This window comes from Hymenobacter psychrotolerans DSM 18569 (assembly GCF_900142395.1).
Lineage (GTDB): Bacteria > Bacteroidota > Bacteroidia > Cytophagales > Hymenobacteraceae > Hymenobacter > Hymenobacter psychrotolerans.
Genome location: NZ_FRAS01000003.1, coordinates 133,109 through 152,922, shown reverse-complemented (window position 1 = coordinate 152,922; position 19,814 = coordinate 133,109). Strand labels below are relative to the sequence as shown.

17 protein-coding genes are annotated in these 19,814 nt (G+C 60.9%); 8 read left to right on the top strand and 9 right to left on the bottom strand.

The window, feature by feature from the left end; translation table 11 throughout:
- Positions 1 to 5: 5 nt before the first annotated feature.
- Positions 6 to 485: an energy transducer TonB gene (locus tag BUE15_RS05075; RefSeq protein ID WP_073281769.1), complete on the bottom strand. Its 480-nt coding sequence runs from the start codon at positions 483 to 485 to the stop codon at positions 6 to 8.
- Positions 486 to 563: 78 nt separating this feature from the next.
- Positions 564 to 1,181 (bottom strand): ribosome biogenesis GTP-binding protein YihA/YsxC, encoded by a 618-nt coding sequence (yihA, locus tag BUE15_RS05070; protein WP_073281767.1) that lies wholly within the window; start codon positions 1,179 to 1,181, stop codon positions 564 to 566.
- Between the two features lie 493 nt (positions 1,182 to 1,674).
- Here yihA and BUE15_RS05065 point away from each other — a divergent pair, with 493 nt between their 5' ends.
- The 4 genes from BUE15_RS05065 (at position 1,675) to BUE15_RS05050 (ending at position 6,328) form a co-directional block, all read left to right on the top strand.
- The gene (locus BUE15_RS05065) at positions 1,675 to 3,888 is read left to right on the top strand and encodes an OmpA family protein (protein ID WP_244535881.1); all 2,214 of its coding nucleotides are present in this window, start codon (positions 1,675 to 1,677) and stop codon (positions 3,886 to 3,888) included.
- A gap of 127 nt (positions 3,889 to 4,015) precedes the next feature.
- On the top strand, positions 4,016 to 4,744 hold the full coding sequence (ubiE, locus tag BUE15_RS05060) for a bifunctional demethylmenaquinone methyltransferase/2-methoxy-6-polyprenyl-1,4-benzoquinol methylase UbiE (protein ID WP_073281763.1): 729 nt from the start codon (positions 4,016 to 4,018) through the stop codon (positions 4,742 to 4,744).
- Positions 4,693 to 5,517 carry a type IX secretion/gliding motility protein PorT/SprT gene (porT, locus tag BUE15_RS05055; protein ID WP_073281761.1) on the top strand — a complete coding sequence of 275 codons (825 nt, stop codon included), beginning with the start codon at positions 4,693 to 4,695 and terminating at the stop codon, positions 5,515 to 5,517. Before ubiE ends, porT begins: the two co-directional genes overlap by 52 nt.
- Positions 5,518 to 5,581: 64 nt before the next feature.
- Positions 5,582 to 6,328 carry an SDR family NAD(P)-dependent oxidoreductase gene (locus BUE15_RS05050; RefSeq protein WP_073281759.1) on the top strand — a complete coding sequence of 249 codons (747 nt, stop codon included), beginning with the start codon at positions 5,582 to 5,584 and terminating at the stop codon, positions 6,326 to 6,328.
- Between the two features lie 67 nt (positions 6,329 to 6,395).
- Here BUE15_RS05050 and BUE15_RS05045 read toward each other — a convergent pair whose 3' ends face one another.
- Positions 6,396 to 7,049: an alpha/beta hydrolase gene (locus BUE15_RS05045; RefSeq protein ID WP_073281754.1), complete on the bottom strand. Its 654-nt coding sequence runs from the start codon at positions 7,047 to 7,049 to the stop codon at positions 6,396 to 6,398.
- A gap of 5 nt (positions 7,050 to 7,054) precedes the next feature.
- Complete coding sequence (locus tag BUE15_RS05040; RefSeq protein ID WP_073281752.1) at positions 7,055 to 7,546, bottom strand: cytidine deaminase; 492 nt, start codon at positions 7,544 to 7,546, stop codon at positions 7,055 to 7,057.
- 289 nt (positions 7,547 to 7,835) lie between these two features.
- Between BUE15_RS05040 and BUE15_RS05035 the strand changes: the two genes are divergently transcribed.
- The 3 genes from BUE15_RS05035 to BUE15_RS05025 are packed head-to-tail and all read left to right on the top strand — an operon-like array spanning position 7,836 to position 10,911.
- Positions 7,836 to 9,215, top strand: a complete 1,380-nt coding sequence (locus BUE15_RS05035) for a saccharopine dehydrogenase C-terminal domain-containing protein (protein WP_073281750.1) — start codon at positions 7,836 to 7,838, stop codon at positions 9,213 to 9,215.
- A gap of 57 nt (positions 9,216 to 9,272) precedes the next feature.
- A complete protein-coding gene (locus BUE15_RS05030) occupies positions 9,273 to 10,217 on the top strand; it encodes a hypothetical protein (protein ID WP_073281748.1) in 945 nt (314 codons plus the stop codon).
- A complete protein-coding gene (locus BUE15_RS05025; RefSeq protein WP_073281746.1) occupies positions 10,210 to 10,911 on the top strand; it encodes an ATP-binding cassette domain-containing protein in 702 nt (233 codons plus the stop codon). The genes BUE15_RS05030 and BUE15_RS05025 overlap by 8 nt, the downstream gene beginning before the upstream one ends.
- An 11-nt stretch (positions 10,912 to 10,922) precedes the next feature.
- Here the strand turns inward: BUE15_RS05025 and BUE15_RS05020 are convergent, their stop codons facing one another.
- The 5 genes from BUE15_RS05020 to BUE15_RS05000 all read right to left on the bottom strand — a co-directional run bounded on the left by BUE15_RS05020 (position 10,923) and on the right by BUE15_RS05000 (position 19,191).
- Positions 10,923 to 11,642 carry a tRNA1(Val) (adenine(37)-N6)-methyltransferase gene (locus tag BUE15_RS05020; protein ID WP_244535880.1) on the bottom strand — a complete coding sequence of 240 codons (720 nt, stop codon included), beginning with the start codon at positions 11,640 to 11,642 and terminating at the stop codon, positions 10,923 to 10,925.
- A gap of 134 nt (positions 11,643 to 11,776) precedes the next feature.
- A complete protein-coding gene (locus BUE15_RS05015; RefSeq protein WP_084548831.1) occupies positions 11,777 to 14,269 on the bottom strand; it encodes an outer membrane beta-barrel protein in 2,493 nt (830 codons plus the stop codon).
- A gap of 277 nt (positions 14,270 to 14,546) precedes the next feature.
- Complete coding sequence (locus BUE15_RS05010) at positions 14,547 to 14,981, bottom strand: MarR family winged helix-turn-helix transcriptional regulator (protein ID WP_073281744.1); 435 nt, start codon at positions 14,979 to 14,981, stop codon at positions 14,547 to 14,549.
- A 185-nt stretch (positions 14,982 to 15,166) separates the two neighbouring features.
- Positions 15,167 to 17,506 carry an outer membrane beta-barrel protein gene (locus tag BUE15_RS05005; RefSeq protein ID WP_139252134.1) on the bottom strand — a complete coding sequence of 780 codons (2,340 nt, stop codon included), beginning with the start codon at positions 17,504 to 17,506 and terminating at the stop codon, positions 15,167 to 15,169.
- Positions 17,507 to 17,934: 428 nt separating this feature from the next.
- Positions 17,935 to 19,191 carry a pyridoxal phosphate-dependent aminotransferase gene (locus BUE15_RS05000; protein WP_073281742.1) on the bottom strand — a complete coding sequence of 419 codons (1,257 nt, stop codon included), beginning with the start codon at positions 19,189 to 19,191 and terminating at the stop codon, positions 17,935 to 17,937.
- Between the two features lie 110 nt (positions 19,192 to 19,301).
- Between BUE15_RS05000 and tsaE the strand changes: the two genes are divergently transcribed.
- Positions 19,302 to 19,727: a tRNA (adenosine(37)-N6)-threonylcarbamoyltransferase complex ATPase subunit type 1 TsaE gene (tsaE, locus tag BUE15_RS04995; protein ID WP_073281740.1), complete on the top strand. Its 426-nt coding sequence runs from the start codon at positions 19,302 to 19,304 to the stop codon at positions 19,725 to 19,727.
- Positions 19,728 to 19,814: the final 87 nt, after the last annotated feature.

The following is a 19,814-nucleotide window of genomic DNA, read 5'->3' as shown; positions in this document are numbered from 1 at the left end:
CAAAGTTACTCAGTTGCGGCGGCTTGGCCGGGGGCACCCAGCTTAAACACGATGGGCAGGCTGGTGAGAATGGCGTAATCGGGCTTCTTGAACTTGAGCAGGCGCACTACCCGCAGCGCTTCTTCACCGCAGCCGCCCCCAATGTTCTTCACCAGCTTGATGCCTTCCAGCGTGCCTTCGGTCGTGAGCGTGAAGCTCACAATGCAGGTGCCCTGAATCCGGTTGCGACGCGCCAGAATCGGATATTTCTTCTCCTGCTCAATGAAGGTGTACATGGCTTCCTGGCCGCCTTCGTAGTACTCGGCTACCGGAATAGACTTGGCTACGTTGCCGGCGGCCGGTGCCTGGGCCGGCACGGCTTCGGCCGGAGCCGCTGTTTCGGGCGCCGGGCCGTCGGTTTTTACCTTGACCTTGGTTTTCTGCGCCAGAGCCGGTACCGAGCAGGCCAGCAGGCCCAGAGCCAGTGCGAAAGTGAGTTTTTTCATGAGGATGGAAACGGAAAAAAGAGGAGTGAAGCGAGCCTGAACGGCTCCGGGTGGCGCCATGACAATTACGGGGCCAATCTACACATTCTCCTGCGTTTGGGCCAGTTGCTGGTTGATGTCGGCAATGAAGCTGAGCAACTCCTCGCGGCCCGTCTTTTCCTCTGCCGACGTAATGAAATGCCGGGGCACTTCGTCCCAGCTCTGGCTCATCTTCTGCATGTAGTCCACCACGTTCTGGTGCGTCCGGCTCCCCGACTGTTTGTCGGCTTTGGTGAACACCATCACGAAGGGAATGCCTTCGGTGCCGAGCATTTCCATAAACTCCAGATCGACGGCCTGCGCCGTGTGGCGCGAGTCTATCAGAACGAAGACGCAGGCCAGGTTTTCGCGCTGGCGCAGGTAGAAGTTGATCATGCGGCCCCACTGCACGCGGCTCTCCTTGCTTACTTTGGCGTAGCCGTAGCCAGGCAAGTCGACCAGATACCACTCCTTGTTTATAAGGAAGTGGTTGATAAGCTGGGTTTTGCCCGGCAGCGAAGACGTTTTGGCCAGTCCGCGCCGCTCCGTCAGCATATTAATAAGGGAAGACTTACCCACGTTGGAGCGCCCAATGAAAGCATATTCAGGGAGCGTCGGCGGGGGGCATTGGTCGACCCGCGAATTGCTCATCAGAAAAGTGGCGTCACGGATTTGCATAGGTCAGATACTAAAGAGTGCTGCTGCAAAGGTAAAAGGTTTGCGGGCGGCAGCTGAAATAGGGATATGGGAATATAAATTTTTGATTGAAATTCTTGTAGTATACAAAGCACCTCTATATTTGCGTGCTTCGAAATAATTGCTGCGGTACCTTAAGCGGTTGACAATTATGCCATCAAACTCCTTTTTTAGTAAAGTTTCAGGCCGATTGGATAGGATTGAGGTGGTATTATAAAATTTCTATCTTTGCCCGCAAATTGCCGCATTACGCACCAGTAGGAAGCTTATGTGAAGTAGCGTAGAAAGGCTGGTAAAAGCTTTTATGCCGCGAAAAAAATAGTTCCCTGCTTAACCCTGGAACGTGTTTTCAGTATAAGAGGCATCTTACTCAAAACACAGCAACCACTAAGTTGCCTTCCGCTTTCGGGAAAATCCACTGCAACTCCTTATTCCTCAAACCCCTCCTCAAATGGACAACTTAGTCAGAAGGTTATTGAAAGCCTCTTGCGCCTTCGCTCTTACCGCGGCCGTGGCCCAGCCCGCGCTGGCCCAGAGCGTGCGTAAGCAGCTGAAGACTGCAAATAAGTTCTTTGAACAAGAGAACTACCGGGCATCCATCCCTTTCTACGAGCAAGTGTTGGCCAAGGAGCCGAACAACGCCTTAGCCCTGTTCCGCGCCGGTATCTCCTATATGTCGTTCGACAAAGAGAAAGCCAGCGACTACATCTATAAGGCGCAAAAGCTGAAGCCGAAAGTTTCGAAAGACGTGGAATACTGGCTGGGCCGCGTAGATCACCTCAACTACAACTTTGATGAGGCCATCTCGCACTACCAGGCTTACAACGCCACACTGAAGCAGAAAGACACCCGCAAGTCGGAGCTGGCTCAACTGATTCAGCACTCGAAGAACGCTAAGGTGCAGTTCAACAGCCCCAAGGATATCTTCGTGAAAAACCTGGGCCCGACCATCAACACGCCGTATTCGGAGCACAGCCCGGTTATCTCGCAGGACGACAAGCTGCTGCTGTTCACGTCGCGCTCCGACAACATGAGCAACATTCCGGTTGCGGATGATGCCAAAGGGAAGAAGAAAGACAAGAACCTCGCTGCCGACGGCCAGTACTACGAAAACATCTACGAGGCTACCCGCATCGATGATGAAAACTGGGAAAAGCCCCGCTCGCTGAGCACCGTGCTCAACGGCAAAGGCCACGATGCGTCTATCCAGGTGTTCGACAACGACACGAAGCTGCTGATGTACCGTAACGACGAGAACGGCGACATCATGTACGCCGAAAAGTCGGGTGCTGACTGGACGGAGCCCAAGAAGCTCAACGACAATATCAACTCGAAAGCCTTCGAGTCGGATGCCTATATCACGCCGGACGGCCGCACCATTTACTTCTCTACGGGTAAGTATTCGGAAGACGGTACGCTGGACATTTACTACTCGACCCGCCAGCAGGGCGGCGACTGGGGCCCGGCCAAGTCGGTAGGCAATGCCATCAACACGAAATACGACGACGACAGCCCGTTCCTGAGCAAAGACGGCAAGACGCTGTACTTCGCCTCGCGCGGCCACAACACCATGGGCGGCTACGACATCTTCAAGTCGGAGTTTGACTCGGTGGGCAACAAATGGGGCCGTCCCGAGAACATGGGCTACCCTGTGAACACGCCCGATGATGACACCTACTACCGCCTGAGCCCCGATGGATCGTACGCGTACCTGTCGTCGTACCGCATTGGCGGCTACGGTGAGAAGGACATCTACACCATCAACTACATCAAGAATGCCATCATTCGTGGTAAGGTGTACACCCGCCGCGACAGCACCATAATTCCGGGTGTGGAACTGGTGTTCAGCGGCACGCAGGCCGACAAAACGGCCCTGAGCTACCGCGACATCACCAAGCCTGAGACGGGCGACTACCAAGTGAGCGTGCTTTCGGGCCGTACCTACCAGGTAGCGCTGTCGAAGGATGGCCAGAACGTAGGGACGGAAGAATTTGCCATTCCTGTTTCGACCAACGACTCGACCGTAATCAACAAAGACTTTTATGTTGATTATGTGGACACGACCGGGGCCGGCATGTTTGCCTTCAAGAAGATTTACTTCGATACCGACAAGTATAAGCTGCGTCCGGAGTCTATCAAGGAGTTGAGCAACATCACCTCTATTCTGAAGGCTAACCCCGGGGTGAACATCTCCATTGAGGGCCATTGCGACTCGCGCAACACCGACGAGTACAACATGGTACTTGGCCAGAACCGCGCAGATGCTGCCTACAACTACCTGAAGAAGCAGGGTATCGGCGAAACGCGTATGGTAACGGTTAGCTACGGTGAGCGTCGTCCGGATGCCGCCAACGATTCGCCGGAGAACATGCAGCTGAACCGTCGTGTAGAATTCCGCGTGATTCTGAAAGAGGGTGAAGCTATGCCAACTATGACCACGCCCGCCCCGACGTCGGCTGCACCGGCTCCGGCCCGCACCACACCGCTGCAACCCGGCAAGAGCAAGGTGAAGATGGCCGACGGCACGAAGGTGAAAACCAAAGTGGACGAGGACAGCGACAAAGTAAAAGTGAAAACCAAAGGCGCTGCCGGCGAGGAATCGAAGACCAAAACCAAGGATGGTACTATCGACGCCAAAACCAAAGATGCCAACGGCGAGAAAACCAAAGTGAAGACGGACAACGACTAAGCCGTTTTCAACCGCTAGAAAACGGGCCGGGCAATTTGCCCGGCCCGTTTTTTTTCAACATAATGGCTCAACCCACGTTATGTTTGGGCAATTTCGCCTCTGAATTCTCGTTGTTCGCCCCAGAACCATGGCCGTAGTACCCTACAAAGAAGACACCGCCGGCAAAAAGTCGCAGGTGGCGCAGATGTTCAACAGCATCGCCGGGAAGTATGACTTCCTGAACCACTTTCTCAGCGCCGGCACCGATATTTATTGGCGCCGCAAGGCGGTGAGTGAGCTCAAGGAACTGAGGCCAGCCCGCATCCTCGACATAGCCACCGGCACCGCTGATTTTGCCATTGAAACACTGCGGGCCGCCTCGAAGGACGCGCAGGTGACGGGCGTGGACATTTCGGAAGGTATGCTGGAGGTGGGCCGCCGCAAGCTGCAGGCCAAGGGCCTCACCAACCGGATTCAGCTGGAACTGGGCGACTCCGAGAACCTGCCGTTCCCCGACAACCACTTCGACGCCGTAACGGCTTCGTTCGGGGTGCGCAACTTCGAAAACCTGGCTATTGGCCTGGCCGAAATGCGGCGGGTACTGCGGCCGGGTGGCAAGCTCGTGATACTGGAGTTTTCCAAACCCACGGCCTTTCCCATGAAGCAGGCCTACAACTTCTATTTCCGGCACATCCTGCCGGTATTCGGTAAACTGATTTCCAAAGACCGCGCCGCCTATACCTACCTGCCCGAATCGGTGCAGGCTTTCCCGGACGGCCCCGACTTCCTGGCTATTCTCCGGCAGGTTGGCTTTACTTCTCCCGCATGGCAACCCCTCACGTTCGGCATCAGCTCCATCTACACCGCTCACAAATAGGCCGCCTGGCGCTGCTTGGGCTGCTGGCTCTGGCCGTGCCGCTGGGTGCCCAGGCTCAGAAGAAAAGCCGCGCCACGGCCAGCCGCGGCAAAGGCGGCCAGGTAAAGTCCATCACGGTAGAAAATCTGCCCGGCTACGACGACAAGTGGTTTCACCCGGGCTTCTACATTGCGCCCCATTTCTCGCGCTTCAACCTGGAGCAGTCGCCGGCTTACATCGCCAACCAGGGCACCAGCCGGGGCGTCACGGCCAACGCCATCAGTAGCCCGGGCTTCTCGGTGGGCTTTGTGGGCGACGCGCGCCTGGGCGACTATTTCAACTTGCGCTTTGCGCCGGGGGTGAGCTTTATCACGCGCGAAATAGAGTTCAAGCCGGCTGGCTACGTCGCGGATCCGGCCAATGCGGAAGATCCGGCTGAAATTGTGACGCAGGAAATAGGGGCTACGCAGGTAGATTTTCCAGTGCTGCTCAAGTTTCACTCGGAGCGGCGGCGCAATACGCGCGTGTATGTGGTAGGGGGCCTCAAGCCCAGCGTGAGCGTAGGCAACCGCCGCAAAGACCCGCTGAAGAACAAGATTACCACGGCCCGCAGCGACATGGCCATTGAATATGGCGTGGGGCTGGATCTGTTCTACCCGTTCTTCAAGTTTGCGCCGGAGCTGCGCTTCTCGCACGGCCTGAATAACCTCTACCAGGCCGAGAACAACGTGTATAGCCAAAGCCTGCAGAGCCTGAAAAGCAATACCGTGACGTTGTACCTGACCTTCGAATAGCACCTTGATTTACCGAGAGGACCGTCTCGTGAGACGGTCTTTTTGCAGCCATTTACCTGAAAACATGCAGACTGCTTTCATTACCGGCGCTTCGTCGGGAATTGGCCGGGCCACGGCCGTAGCGCTGGCAAAGTCCGGATTTCAACTGGTGATTACGGGGCGCCGCCGGGAGCGACTGGAAGAGCTGGCGCAGCAGCTGAGCGGCACATCGGTGCATATTCTGACGTTTGATGTGCGCGACCGGGCGGCGGTGGAAGAAGCCGTGGCGAGCCTGCCCGCGCAGTTTGCCGATATCGACGTACTCATCAACAACGCCGGCAACGCCCACGGGCTGGCGCCGGTGCAGGACGGCGACCCCGCCGACTGGGATGCCATGCTCGATGGCAACGTGAAGGGCCTGCTCTACGTCAGTCGTGCCGTGCTGCCGGCCATGACGCGCCGCCAGGTGGGCCATATCGTCAACATCGGCTCGGTGGCAGGCTCAGAGGCATACGCCAACGGCAACGTGTACTGCGCCTCCAAAGCGGCCGTTTCCATGCTCACCAAAACCATGCGCCTGGACCTGCTGCCGCACAACATCCGGGTGGCGGAAGTGAACCCCGGGGCCGTGGAAACCGAGTTTTCCAAAGTGCGCTTCAAAGGCGACGAAGCGCGGGCCGGGCAGGTCTATAAAGGCTTCGAGCCGTTGCGCCCCGAGGATGTAGCCGACGTAATTCAGTTTATGGTGACGCGCCCGCCGCACGTAAATGTGGCCGAAGTGCTGCTGTTTCCAGCGGCGCAGGGGGCCGCCGCTACCATCCACAGACGGTAAAAAACAGCACGCAGGAAAAGAGCCGGCTCTTGATGGACCGGCTCTTTTCTATTCTGCCCGCGCCTACTCAGGATGCAGCCAGCTGCTGCAGCACCCCAGGATGGAGCGTGTGCCTGCCGGCAAAGCCGATGACCTGCGGCTCAACACCCAACTGCTGCAGGAATTGGCGCTGCTTTTCCACGTCTTCGGGCTTGATAAACTCGTCCTCATCCCCGCAGACCAGCGTAACCGGCAGGTCCTGCAGCAAGTGTGAGGCTACCGAGAAGTCAATATCGGGAGGGAAGGCGCCCGCCCAGAGCACGAGCCGGGCCGGCCGGAAAGCGGCCCGGGCCAGCCAGCGGCTGACGGTGGCAGCGCCCTGTGAGAAGCCCAGCACCGTGACGCGTACATCGGCCGGCACCGCCGCCAGTACTGATGCGGCCAGCTGGTTGAGGTAGCCTACGTAGTCGTCGATTTCCGTGAGCCGGTCTTCGCGCGTCATCCAGGAAGCGCCCACGCGGCCACCGGTACCCTGCAGGTAAAAGCGCGACAACCCTTCGGGCGCAATAACGACCAGCGCAGGGTTGGCGGCGGTGAGAGCGGCAAAGTGGCGGATGAAGTACTGCGCCAACTGGCCGTAGCCGTGGCACACAAACCACACCTGCCGGGTGTCGGCCGACAACTCGCCTGACTGGAAATAGCGGGCCGTACGCGTGACGGAAAGGTGGTGTTCCTGCGCCACGCGTTCTAGGATTTCTGCGGCAAATCGTCGGCGGTGAAGCCGAACGGCAGCAACTCGGAGAGGCTGCGGAAACGGTAGATGCTGCCGTTGGGGCCGGGCAACAGCAGCGGAATAGCCTGTTGCTGGCGGTGCTCGTACTCGGCCATCACCTGCCGGCAGGCCCCGCATGATGTCACGGCCACAAAGTCGCCGGTGGCAGGGCGGGCGGCCACGGCCATTCCCACAATGCGCCGCTCCGGCTGCGTGGATGCCAGGCCAAACAAGGCCGTACGCTCAGCACACAGGCCCGACGGGAAGGCCGCGTTTTCCTGGTTAGTGCCCCGAAACAGGGTGCCGTCATCGAGCAGCAGCGACGCGCCGACGTGGAAATGGGAGTAGGGGGCGTAGGCGTGGTCGGTGGCGGCACGGGCGGCCTGCCAGGTAGCCAGTTCGGCTGGTGTAAGTTCGGCTTCGGTAAGAACCTCGACGTTGATGGTGAGGTGGAGCGGATGGGCCATTGGATAGGCAGGAAAAGGAAAGCCCGGTACCGCTGGCGGCCCCGGTTGGATAAGGGGCGGTGAATGTACTACAATTTCCTTTAGCGACTACCGCCTGCCTGGCCAGCGCCCTAGGCAAGCCGCAACCGGAAGAGGAGCAGAAACACGAATAAAGCTGCTTCTACGGCCCGCTGCCTTCCGCAATGCCCGGAATTCGCTAGAATTGGGCCTGATTTGGCAGCTGATCCGGGGCCTGGCGCTCCGCAAATCGGCTGCTGCTCCTGGTTGTTTTCCCACCCAATTCCCCCCGATGACCCGTATTACCCTGCTCGGTGCCGGCCGCTCGGCCTCTTCGCTCATTCAGTACCTGCTTCGCTACGCACCTCTGGAAAACTGGCAGCTCACGGTAGCTGATGTAAATCCGGCTCATCTGGCGCCGGTGCTGGCCGCGCACAGCGAGTACGCCCGCGCCGTGCCTTTTGATATGCAGGATGAAGCCCGGCTGGAGAACCTGGTAGCCAGCTCCGATATTGTTATTTCGATGCTGCCCGCGCTGTTTCATGGGCCCGTGGCGCAGGCCTGCGTACGGCTGGGGCGGCACCTGGCCACCGCAAGCTACGTAAGCGAGGAAATCCGGGACCTGGGTACGGCCGCCGAAGAAGCGGGCATCACGCTGCTCATGGAGTGCGGCCTCGATCCGGGCCTCGACCACATGTCGGCTATGGCCGTTATTGAAGACATTCGGGCGCGGGGCGGGCGCATTACGTCGTTCAAATCGTATTGTGGGGGCCTGCTGGCTCCCGATTCGGAGGGTAACAATCCGTGGAAATACAAGTTTACCTGGAACCCGCGCAATGTGGTGCTGGCCGGCCAGAGCACGGCTAAATACCTCGAAAACGGCCACGCACGCTACATTCCCTACCAGCACCTGTTCGCGCGTACCGAGCCGATTGAGGTGCCCGGCTACGGCAGCTTCGATGGCTACGCTAACCGCGACTCACTCAGCTACCGCGCCCCCTACGGCCTCGACGACATTCCCACGATTCTGCGCGGCACGTTGCGCCGGGCCGGCTACTGCGCTGCCTGGCACGCGCTGGTGCGCCTGGGCCTCACCGATGACTCCGTGCACCTCGGCAATACTGCGAGCCTGACCTGGCGGGAATTGGTAGAGTCGTATTTGCCGGTGGCGGTGCCGCGGGCAACTTCCGAAACCGAGCTGGCCGTGCAGTGTGCCGACTACCTGGGCCTGGCACTGGCTGGCCCCGAAATGCAGCGCCTGCAATGGCTGGGCCTCTTCACCGCTAAGCCGGTGGGCCTGGCCGATGCGACGCCCGCGCAGCTGCTGGAGCGCCTGCTCACCGAGAAGTGGCAGCTGCAGCCCCACGACCACGACATGATTGTGATGCAGCACCTATTTGAGTTTGAGCTGGCTGGCGTGCGTCACCGCAGCACGTCGTCGTTGGTCGTGCTCGGCGACGATGCCACGCACACCGCCATGGCCAAAACGGTGGGCCTGCCGCTGGGCATGGCCGTGCGGCGGCTGGCGCGCGGCGAAGTCTCGCAGCGGGGCGTCGTTATGCCGACCAGCGCCGCCCTGTACCAGCCCATTCTGGCTGAGCTGGCTGCTGACTATGGCATCCGTTTCGAGGAAACCGAGCACGCCGCCCCGCTCAGCCCATCAGTTCACTAAGCCAGACGAAAAAGCGCGTTTCGTCGTTGTGGGGCCACGGCTTTTTCCTGATTCCTTATGAACGCCTATTTGCGGCTGCGGCTGCGTGTGTCGGGCCGGCTGCTGGCCGAGCTGGGCTGGTGGCGTATGGCGCTGCTGGGGCCGGTGCTGGGGCTGGGAGGCGTGCGGACGGTAGTGATGCTGGCCCCGCACCCGGCCGGGCAATGGCTGCTGCCGGCCGTTGTGCTGCTGCTGCTCACTGGCCAGCACCGTCGCCGCGCCGATATAGACTTTCTGCACCTGGCTGCCCCGGGTTTCCGGTGGTGGCTGGCTACTGAGTATGCGTTGTGGAGCTTGCCGGTGGCCGGGGCGCTGCTGGCGTTTGGCCAGGTAGGAGCGAGCCTGCTGACCGTGGGCCTGGCGCCTTTCTGTGCCTGGCTTACTACGGCAGAAAACCGCACTTCATCGAGGGCCCGGCGGAGCCTGCTGCGGAGCGAAGCGCTGGAACTGGTCAGCGGCTTCCGGCAGACCGGCGCGTGGCTATGGTGGCTGGCGCTGCTGGGAGCGGCGCTGTGGTGGCAGCAGCACTCAATAGCGCCGGCAGCGGCGTTAGGAGTCTGGGCATTTTTGTTTGCCTCGCACTACGGAGCCCCGGAGCCCTGGACGCTGCTGCTGCCCGTGCTTCGTCAGCCAAGCGTCTGGCTGCGGCGGCGGGTAGGGCTGGGGCTGCTGTATTTCGGACTGACAGCGGCACCCTTTGCCTGGCTGCTGGGCAGCGGACCGGCCGGCGTCGGTGGGGCGGGGCTGGTGCTGTTGTGGGGGTTTGCGCTGCTCACGATGGTCGTGCTGGCCCGCTACGCTTTCTACCCGAGTGCGCTGCTCGTGCGCCTCACGCAGGGCGCTGTACTGGCACTATCAGTGCTGGCGGCCGGCCACCCGGTGTATCCGGCCCTGCTGGCAGTGGCTTTCTTCGGACTTATCTGGAAAAGCCGGCAGCGGCTTTCCACCTTTCGCCATGATTGAAGTGAGCGGCCTGCGCAAGGCTTTCGGAACGCACGAAGTGCTGCATGATGTCGGCCTGAGCCTGCGGCCCGGGACGCTGCACGGCCTGGTAGGCGCCAACGGCGCCGGCAAAACCACGCTGCTGCACTGCCTCTACGGCCTGCACCACGACTACCAGGGCACCGTGCGCGAAACCACCGGCCTCCCGATTCGCCCCAGCACCGGCCTGCTGCCCTACGAGCCGTATTTCTACCCCCGCCTGACCGGCCGCGAATACCTGGAGTTTACGCTGCAGGCCCGCGGCCGGGCGGTGGTCGATTTCGAGGGCTGGAACCAGTTGCTAGAGCTGCCGCTCGACCAGTACGCGGAGCAGTATTCGGCGGGCATGAAGAAAAAGCTGGCCCTGCTGGCGCTGCTCGTGCAGCCTTTCCGCTATTTCATTCTTGATGAGCCCTTCAACGGACTCGACCTCAACACCAATCTGCTGCTGATGGAAATTCTGCGGCGGCTGCGCGGGCAGGGAGCCGGTATTCTGCTGACTTCGCATTTGCTGGGCTCCCTCACCGAGCTCTGCGACGAACTCACAGTGCTGGCCGATGGCACAGTGCGGCGTCATTACCTGGCGCATGAGTTCGAACAGGTGCACAACGATTTGATCGACGGCTTCTATCAGGATAAGCTGGCGCAGGTGCGCCGCCTGCTGCCCCTGGAGTAACTGGCAGGTTGCTAAAACGCAAGATAGAAATCCTGCAGCAGTGCCTGGAATGCGGATGTGTATTGTTCAGCAGTGTCCTTTATCAGCAATTCCTGCTCCTGCAACTGGCCCGTGTGGCGCGCAAATGCGGTGATGTGGCGCAACGGCTTGCTGCCGGCCCGGTGCCGCAACACCAGCCGGGAAGCCGGATAGAGCCCGGCCAGTACGGCCTGCCGCTCAAAATGCTGCATTTCGGGCGGCGGCAGCAGCACGGTGAGCTGGCCGGCGGGCGCCAGAAAATCAGCCGCGAAGTTCGCCAGCTCGGGAAAGGAAAGCGTATCGGGGGCGGTGTGGCGGGCCGTGGTGCGGCGGGCGTCTGGTGAGCGGAGCGAGTCGCGGAAAAAGGGCGGGTTGCAGATGATATGGTCGAAAGGAGCGGGGCGGGCCGCGGCAAAGGCCGCCAGTGGCATGCGGTGCACCGTCAGGCGTGTCGCCCACGGGCTCGTGGCAAAATTGGCCTCGGCCTGAGCTGCCGCCGCCGGATCCAGCTCTACGGCCTCCACATGGGCCGCCGGGTTGCGCTGGGCTGCCATCAGGGCCAGCAGGCCGGTGCCGGTGCCCACGTCCAGGATGCGCCGGGCGCCGGCAATAGCGGCAGCCGCGCCCAGCACGCAGGCGTCGGTGCTCACCTTCATGGCGCACTCACCCTGCTCGATGCGGAACTGCTTAAACTGAAAATAGGAGTTGGCCACGTGCAGCGGAAATCAAAAATCGGAAGGCAAAGGTCCGGATTTTGCGCCCGAAATGCCCTGGGGTGCTTTGCACACACAAAAAAGCCCCGGCTTGCGGGGCCAGGGCTTTTCGGATTGGGCCTTGGTTTGCCGGCTCACGACCCGCCGGCGCGGCGCTGCTCTTCCTCGGCTCCGCCCGAGCGACGTTTGCTGGGCGCTACTTTGTCGTTGCCGAGGCGGTAGCTGAAGGAAAGCGTAGCCACCCGCGAATCCTGGCGCTGGTAGAAGCGCTCCACGTAGTTGTCGTAGGTAGACGTGGCGCGCACTTTGTTGGTAAAAAAGATGTCGGTGACGTGCAGCTTGAAGGTGCCCTTCCGGTCCCAGGCGGTTTTCTGCACACCGGCCGTGAGCTGGCCCAACGGGTGCACCTGGAAGAAGCCGTACACTTCCGGCGACTGATAAAACGCGGTGACGTCGGCGCTCCAGCCCTTGCCGATGGTGAAAGAGCTGGTGCTGTTGATGTTGTAGGCGGCTTTGCCCGAGTTCAGGCTGGTGCCTGCCAGATTGCCGGTGAAGTGGTTGTAGTACAGCACGGCGTTGTTGGTCATCGTCCACCAGTCGGCTAGTTCCAGCGGCGCGTTCAGCGTGAGAGCTGCGTACTGCTGCCGGCCCAGGTTCTGGCTCGTCGAAACCACCGCCCGGCCACCTTCCGGCGCCGGCTGCACCGTCCCGATGATGGGGTCCCGCGTGACGCTGTAGCTCAGCCCGATGCTGTATTTCTGGCGAAACGTGTGGTTCAGCTCGAAGTTGTAGCTGGTCTGAGGCAGCAGATCTGGATTGCCGGCGCCGTACGTGGTAGCATCAATGTAGGATTTGAACGGATTGAGCTGCCCGTAGGAAGGCCGGTCGATGCGGCGGCTCAACGACAAAGCTACCTCGTGGTTTTTGCTGATTTCCCGCTTCACAGATGCACTCGGAAACAGCTGGAAGTAGTTTCGGTCGAAGCCCTGCTCCGCTATTTCCGGTACGCCGGTGGCTTTGGTCTGCTCGCCGCGCAGGCCGCCCTGCAGCGTCCAGCCGGGCCGGCTGTAGTTGAAGTTCACGTAGCCGGCATTGATGTTCTCATCATACAGGAAACGGTTGGAGCGGCGCGGGTCGCGCACCAGCCCGGCCCCATCCGGCCCCGGAATCCGGAACAGCAAATCGTTGTCTGACTGCACCCAACTCATTTTACCGCCTGCTTCCATGGTCAGGCGCTTGCTCCAGACGTGCGTGTAGTCGGCCTTCACCGACCAGATATCAAGCTGCCCGTGCTGGTTGCTGTCCAGGTAATCGAGCGAGTCGGTGGGAAACGTGTACCTCGTGTTCAGCTGCTGCAGGCGGCGGGCATCGTAGCGGGCCACGTCGGCGTCGGCGGTCAGCTCGCGCGGCCCCACCGAATCGGCTGTGAAGGTGTGCCGCAGGTTCAGGTTGCCCGACACGTTGGGCGCGTCAATGCTGCGCGTGTTCAGCGACTGGTAGCGGCGCTGCAGGGCGGTGCTGGCCGCCAGTTGGTCGGAGTTGTTGGTGCCCGTTTGGTTGAAGCCGAAGTTTACGCCGTTGGCCATAACCCCCAGCACCGTCTGCTCACTCAGGTTGTAGTCGAGGCCGGCTTTCCAGGTGTGGGAGCGGCTGCGGCCCCGGCTGAAGTTATCCTGGTTGGTGCTGCCCGTGAAGGTGCGCTGCCCGTCCGGATACGTGAAAAAGTCCCGGTGAATCGTCAATGCCCCGAAGTTCTCCCGGTCGGCGTAGGTGTAGCTGCCGAACAGGTTCAGGCCTTTGCGGCGGTGGTTGAGCGAGAGGCCCGTCGTGTATTTATCATTGCCGTAGCGCCCCAGGCCGTAGCTGGCATTGAGGGTGCCGTTGGTGCCGAGGCGCTGGTCCTTTTTGAGGTTGATGGCAATGATGCCCGCGCTGCCCTGCGCTTCATACTTGGCCGGCGGGTTCGTGATTAGCTCGATATTCTTCACCTGGTCAGCCGGCAAGGCGCGCAGGTAATCAGCCAGCTCGGCGCCGGTCATGGGCTGGCGCTTGCCATCGATAAGCACCAGCACACCCTGCCGGCCGCGCAAGCTCAGGTTGTCGTTTCCATCCACGGTTACGCCCGGCGAGCGGCCCAGCACCTCCAGCGACGATGCTCCCGCCGCCAGCGTGCTGCCTTCCACATTCACGACCGTGCGGTCGGAGAGCCGCTCAAACAGAGGCTTCTGGCCTACCACCGTCACTTCCTTCAACTGCGTAGAGACGCTGGCCGGCAGCTTCAGCACGGGCAACTGTACTTCTTCGCTGCCAGCTACTTCTACCGGCTCGCTCCAGCGGCGCACAAACCCCACCTGCGAGGCCAGCACCAGGTAGCGGCCCGCCACCACCGGCCCCAGCCGGTAGATGCCCTGCTCGTTGCTGAACTCCGATTTTACCACCACCGAGTCGGTAGCGCGGTGCAGCGTGAGCGTGGCAAATTCCAGGGGCTTGCCTGCCGCGTCCTGCACTACGCCGCTGACTGTGCCAGTGGCCTGGGCCGCCGCTTTTTGGGTGAGCTGGGCCCCGGCCAAAAAGGCAATAGCTAGGAAGGCCGGCCGCCGGAGCAGCCGAGTGAAAATGGGTTTCATGAGCAAAACAGAGTGTCGCTGGTGAAGAAGGAAGTGAAAAGCAGATTGCCTGAGAAAGGCAGGCCCGAAGCAATGGGAGCGACCCGGAGCACGGTAGGCCGCCCGCTCTGCCACCGCCGACAGCAGAGGAAGGTGCTAACTGAAGAGTGTCTACGAATTATTTCGTACAATTATATACGAACGATTTCGTAGAAGCAAATTTTGGTTTCACTATTTATTCAGGGGTGCCCGCCGCAGTGCAGAAAAGTGCGGCAGCGGGCTAAAAAAGGCAGCTACGTCAGGCGGGAGGCGCACTGCAATTGCTATAGATGCGCTCCAGCATCCCGCGCAGTACGCCCAGGTCGTCTTCGGAAAGGCCCTGTAGCGCCTGGGTCCGGTTGCTGAGCACCACGGGCTGCACAGCATCCAGCACCCGTTCCCCCTCATCCGTTACACGCAACTGGTTGCGGCGTCCGTCGGAGGGCAGCGGAACGGCTGCCAGCAGGCCGCGCCCCACCAGCAGGTTGATCATGCGAGCCACCGAAGCCTGGTCTTTGAAAACCCGCTCGGCAATGTCGGTCTGCGTGAGGTCGTCGTGCTCCTGAATCACGCGCAGCACCAGCCACTGGTCGATGGTAATGGCAATACCGGCCCGGTCAATGTTGGCCTGGGCCAGCTTTCGGTACTGGCGGATAGCCTTATCGAGCGAGTAAAAAATGATGCTGGAAAGCATAGGCGTGCTGCATATAGTGTGTTACATATAAATGTATGATATATCATTGAAGTTGCCTGGTACAGTAAAAAAATATGCGTTCCGGCCTTGGGAGCACTAAGCCAGGCTTCCTTGGCAGCGCCAGACGTAAAAAAAGCCCGTCCCCGGAAAACCAGGGACGGGCTTCGGGCCGCTCAGGCCAGAGGCTATTGGCTGACAGCGCGGCGCTTTTCTTCCTCGGCTCCGGTGGCACGCTTGCGGGCGGGTGCCACCTGGCTGCTGCCGAAGCGGTAGGTGAAGCCCAGGGTAGCTACGCGGGTGTCCTGCGTGGAACGGAAGGTTTCCTCAAACACGGCGTAGCGGGAAGTGGCCCGCACCGGGGCAGTGTATAGCAGGTCGGTGGCGTTGGCGCGCAACGTGGCGCGGCCATCGAAGAGGCTTTTCTGCACACCTATTCCTAGCTGCCCAAAGGCCCCGACCACCTGAAAAGCATATCGTTCCCGCGAATGGTAGCTGCCACTCAGGTCCGCCGTCCAGCCTTTGCCTAGGGTAAATGTGCTGTTGGCATTCAGGATGGCCCCCGGCTGGCCGGGCGGCGGAGCGGTGTCGCCGAGTACGCCTTCGAAGTAAATGAAAAACAGTTCGGCATCGGCGTAGAGCTGCCACCATTTGGTGGGCGCCAGCGGGGCCGTGAGTGTGAAGGCGTAGTAGTGGCGGGCGCGCAGGTTAACGTCGGTGGCAGCTACCAGCAGGCTGGGCTGGGCCAGGTACACGCTCACAATAGGCTGGCGGGCATAGGCGTAGCTCAGGCCGGTAACATACTTCTGGCGCCACGTATGGGTCAGCTCAGCGCTGTAGTTGGTTTGGGGCAGCAGATACGGGTTGCCGGCGCGGTAGGAGGTGGCATCCACGAACGAGCGGAAGGGGTTGAGCTGGTTGTAGGTGGGCCGGTCGAGGCGGCGGCTCAGCGAAAACCCTACCGAATGTTTTTCCGAGAGCGTCCGGGTCAGGCTCAGGTTCGGAAACAGCTGGAAATAGTGCCGGTCAAAGTTTTCGCTGCCGATAACCTGCCGCCCGGTGGCGTTGGTTTGCTCGGCGCGCAGGCCGGCCGTCAGTGTCAGAGTAGGGCGGATCCGGGTCAGGCTCAGGTACGCCGCGTTGATATTTTCGTCGTAGTGAAACTCGTTTGATTGGTTGGGGTCGAGGAAGGTCGCGCCGTTTTCGGTGCGGTAGAATACCACGCTGTTCTTTGACTGCACCCAGCTGGCCTTGGCCCCGGCTTCCAGGCGCAGCCCCCGCGGCAGCGGCCGCACGTAGTCGGCCTTCACCGACTGAATGGTGAGGGTGCCGTCGTGCGTGCCGAGGAGGGAGCTGGGCGTGCGGACCGGCAGCGTGTAGGAGGTGGCCAGGTCCAGCAGCCGCGTGATGCCGTAGCGGGCCACGTCGGCGTCGGCGGTCAGCTCGGGCGTGCCCGCCGAATCGGGCCGGAAGGTGTGGCGGAATGTGAGGTTGCCGGCGAGGTTGGGCGTGCGCAGGTTGCGTAGGTTCCAGGAGCTGTAGCGGGCAGTCGACATGCCCTGGGCATTGAAAAACTCCGACGCATTGGTGCCTTCCCAGGGCGAGTTGCTGGCCAGCCCACTAAGCATAGCGCCCAGCGTCGTGCGTTTGCCGGCCGTGTAGTCCAGACCGGCCTTCCAGGTGTGCGACTGCAGGTGGTTGCGCATCTCGTTGAGCTGCTGGCTGCTGATCTGCAGCTGCCGGTCCTGCAGATAGCGGCGGTCGAAGGTCAGGTTCTGGAAATTGCGGCGGTCGGTGTAGGCATAGGTGCCGTAGAGGTTGAGGCTGGCACTCCGGTGGTTCAGTGAAAGCCCGGAAGTGTGCTTGCCGTAGCGGCCCCGGCCGTAGCTGGCATTCACGCTGCCATTGGTACCGAGGCGCTGGTCTTTCTTGAGGTTGATGGCAATAATGCCGGCGCTGCCCTGGGCCTCATACTTGGCCGGCGGGTTCGTGATTAGCTCAATGTTCTTCACTTGCTCGGCTGGCAGCGCGCGCAACATGGCAGCCAGCTCGGCACCGGTCATGGGCTGGCGCTTGCCATCGATAAGCACCAGCACGCCCTGCTTGCCGCGCAAACTCAGGTTATCGTTGCCACCTACCGTTACGCCCGGCGCCCGGCTCAGCACCTCCAGCACCGTATTGCCGGCGGCCAGCGTGCTGCCCTCTACATTTACCAGCGTGCGGTCAGCCAGCCGCTCAAAAGCGGGTTTCTGGCCCGTTACGGTCACACCCCGCAGCTGCTGGGCGGCGCTGGGCGTGAGCGTAATCACCAGCACCGGCCCTACGGCAGCGCTGGTTTCCAGCGGGCCCGCCCACGCCTGCCGGTAGCCGATATGCAGCACCGACAGCAGGTAGCGCCCCGCGGCCGGTGGCATGAGCAGAAATTTGCCTTCCGAGTCGCTGAATTCCGTCTTGACAGCCACCGAATCGGTAGCGCGGTGCAGCACCACGGTGGCATAGTCCAGCGGTGCGCCGGCCGCCGAGCGCACTACTCCCGGAATCGGGGCTAGCGGGGCCTGAGCTGCTGCGGCAAACGGTAAGAGCAGCGTTAATGAAAAGCGACATATGCAACCTGAGAGGCTGGCAAAAAAACGTGTGTGCACAGTCCGGTGGTAAAAAGCGTGGAGCGTGCAATAGGTGTAGCAAGGCGAAATACCGCGGTTCCGTAGCCGGAACAAAGCACTGCCAGGGAGAATATAGAGCGGTTGGCTAAGCTATGGCAGGCGCGTGGAGCGCCTGTTGCTTGATTAGTGAAAGGAAAGATAGAAAGAAACACGGAATTAACCGCTGAATTTCTGGCTGCTCACGGCGCAACCTGCAAGCCGGAACGTGCCCTCAGCGAAGCAGGCCATTGCAAAAGCCACCCCGGCCACAACGGGCCAGGGTGGCTTGAACCCAGCGCTGCAACCAAGACGGCTTATTTCAGAGCATCCAGCGCGGCCCGCAGCCGGGGCAGGGCCGCCTCAACAGACGCCAACGACGCGCCCCCCACCGACATGCGGAACCAGGGCGCCGTATCGGAAGTGCCAAAGGCGCTGAAAGGCACCAGCGCCAGCCGGGCCTCGCTGATGAGGTAGGAAGTCAGCTCCTTTGTGGTGCTCAATACCTGGCCGGCTGGAGTCGTCTTACCCAGTACATCCAGTTTGGCCGTGAGGTAGATAGCGCCCATCGGTACAATAGAATCGACAGGGTAGCCGGCGGCTTTCAGCTCCTGCAGACCGGAGTGCAGGGTTTCGAGGCTGCGCTGGATATTGTGTTTGAACGCAGTGATAAACCCATCTACGGCCGGCGTATTGGGTAAAAATTCCGCTGTGGCCACCTGCTCAGCCTTCGGGGCCCAGGCCCCCACATGGCCCAGAATGGCCTTCATCTTGTCGATGACCACGGCCGGTCCGAAGGCGTAGCCTACCCGCACGCCGGTCGCGGCCAGGCACTTCGAAATGCCGTCGATGTAGACGACGTAGTCGCGCAGCTCGGGGCGCAGGTTTACCGGGTCGAAGTGTACGGTCTGGCCAAAGGTAAGCATCCAGTAAATCTGGTCGTAGAGCACGTAGAGCGGCTTCTCATCCGGCTGACGGCGCTGGTTCTCGGCTATTACCAGGTCGCAGATGGCCTCCAGGTTTTCTTTCGTGAACACCGTGCCCGTGGGGTTGAGCGGCGAGCAGAGGGCCAGCAGCGTGGCGCCGGCCAGGTGCGGGGCCAGTTCCTCGGCGGTGGGCATGAAGTTGTTTTCGGGCGAGGTTTCTATCATCACGGCCTCGGCGCCCGAAAGGTGGCAGTAGTGGTTGTTGTTCCAGCTCGGCACCGGAAACACCACTCTGTCGCCGGGGTCGACGAGGGCCAGATAGGTGGCGTAGATGAGCGGCCGGGAGCCACCCGCCACCAGCACGTCGGCAGGGGAGTAGGCCAGGCCCAGCCGCTCTTTGGTGAAGGCCGTAGCCGCTTCGCGGAGCGCGGCCATGCCGTTGGCGGGCGGATAATTGGTGTGCCCGGCCTGATATGCCGCCGTAATTTCGTGCTGCAGCTCCGCCGGAATCGGGAAGATAGCCGGGTCGAAGTCGCCGATGGTGAGGTTGCAGATTTGCTCCCCCTTGCGGATCATGTCGTTTACTTCATTGCCGATTTTGATGATTTCGGAGCCAATCAGGCTGCCGGCCATTCGCGAAACTTGCATGAGGAAGGAGTTTGTGGTCGGCCAAAAGTAAGCGGTGCGCCGGCAAATGCTACGGCAGCAGCACCCAGGCAGCGCGGATTTTGCTCCGCGCTCTGCCTACCTTGCACTCTATGCTGACTTTTGAACTTCCGACGCTGGCGGCGCTGCCCGCCGTGGCGGCTCAGGTGCGCGAGGCGCTGCAGGGCCATTCCATTGTGTGTTTTGAGGGCGAAATGGGCGCGGGCAAAACCACCTTCATCAAGGCGCTGTGCCAGAGCATGGGCGTGCAGGACGAGGTAAGCAGCCCCACTTTCGCGCTGGTAAACGAGTACCGCAACGCCCAGAACCAGCCCATCTACCACTTCGACTTCTACCGCCTCAACGAGCCCGCCGAAGCAGTGGGCATTGGGGCGTTGGAGTACTTCGATTCCGGCTATCTTTGCCTGATAGAATGGCCCAGCCGCATTGAGGCGCTGTTGCCAGCAGAGCGGCTGCTCATTACCCTTCACGTCACCGGCGAAGAGTCCCGTACTCTTCAATTAGAAATTGAGAAATAAGAAATTCAGATTTGTACAACGCATGATAAACGAAACGTTGGTAAATATCTGTATTTCAGAGCGTATCATTTCTAATTCATAACTCTC

Bases quoted from the DNA above. Each gene is read 5' to 3' on its own strand.
- BUE15_RS05075 (WP_073281769.1), bottom strand. From the start codon at position 485: ATGAAAAAACTCACTTTCGCACTGGCTCTGGGCCTGCTGGCCTGCTCG.
- yihA (WP_073281767.1), bottom strand. From the start codon at position 1,181: ATGCAAATCCGTGACGCCACTTTTCTGATGAGCAATTCGCGGGTCGAC.
- ubiE (WP_073281763.1), top strand. From the start codon at position 4,016: ATGGCCGTAGTACCCTACAAAGAAGACACCGCCGGCAAAAAGTCGCAG.
- porT (WP_073281761.1), top strand. From the start codon at position 4,693: ATGGCAACCCCTCACGTTCGGCATCAGCTCCATCTACACCGCTCACAA.
- BUE15_RS05050 (WP_073281759.1), top strand. From the start codon at position 5,582: ATGCAGACTGCTTTCATTACCGGCGCTTCGTCGGGAATTGGCCGGGCC.
- BUE15_RS05040 (WP_073281752.1), bottom strand. From the start codon at position 7,546: ATGGCCCATCCGCTCCACCTCACCATCAACGTCGAGGTTCTTACCGAA.
- BUE15_RS05035 (WP_073281750.1), top strand. From the start codon at position 7,836: ATGACCCGTATTACCCTGCTCGGTGCCGGCCGCTCGGCCTCTTCGCTC.
- BUE15_RS05030 (WP_073281748.1), top strand. From the start codon at position 9,273: ATGAACGCCTATTTGCGGCTGCGGCTGCGTGTGTCGGGCCGGCTGCTG.
- BUE15_RS05025 (WP_073281746.1), top strand. From the start codon at position 10,210: ATGATTGAAGTGAGCGGCCTGCGCAAGGCTTTCGGAACGCACGAAGTG.
- BUE15_RS05015 (WP_084548831.1), bottom strand. From the start codon at position 14,269: ATGAAACCCATTTTCACTCGGCTGCTCCGGCGGCCGGCCTTCCTAGCT.
- BUE15_RS05010 (WP_073281744.1), bottom strand. From the start codon at position 14,981: ATGCTTTCCAGCATCATTTTTTACTCGCTCGATAAGGCTATCCGCCAG.
- BUE15_RS05000 (WP_073281742.1), bottom strand. From the start codon at position 19,191: ATGCAAGTTTCGCGAATGGCCGGCAGCCTGATTGGCTCCGAAATCATC.
- tsaE (WP_073281740.1), top strand. From the start codon at position 19,302: ATGCTGACTTTTGAACTTCCGACGCTGGCGGCGCTGCCCGCCGTGGCG.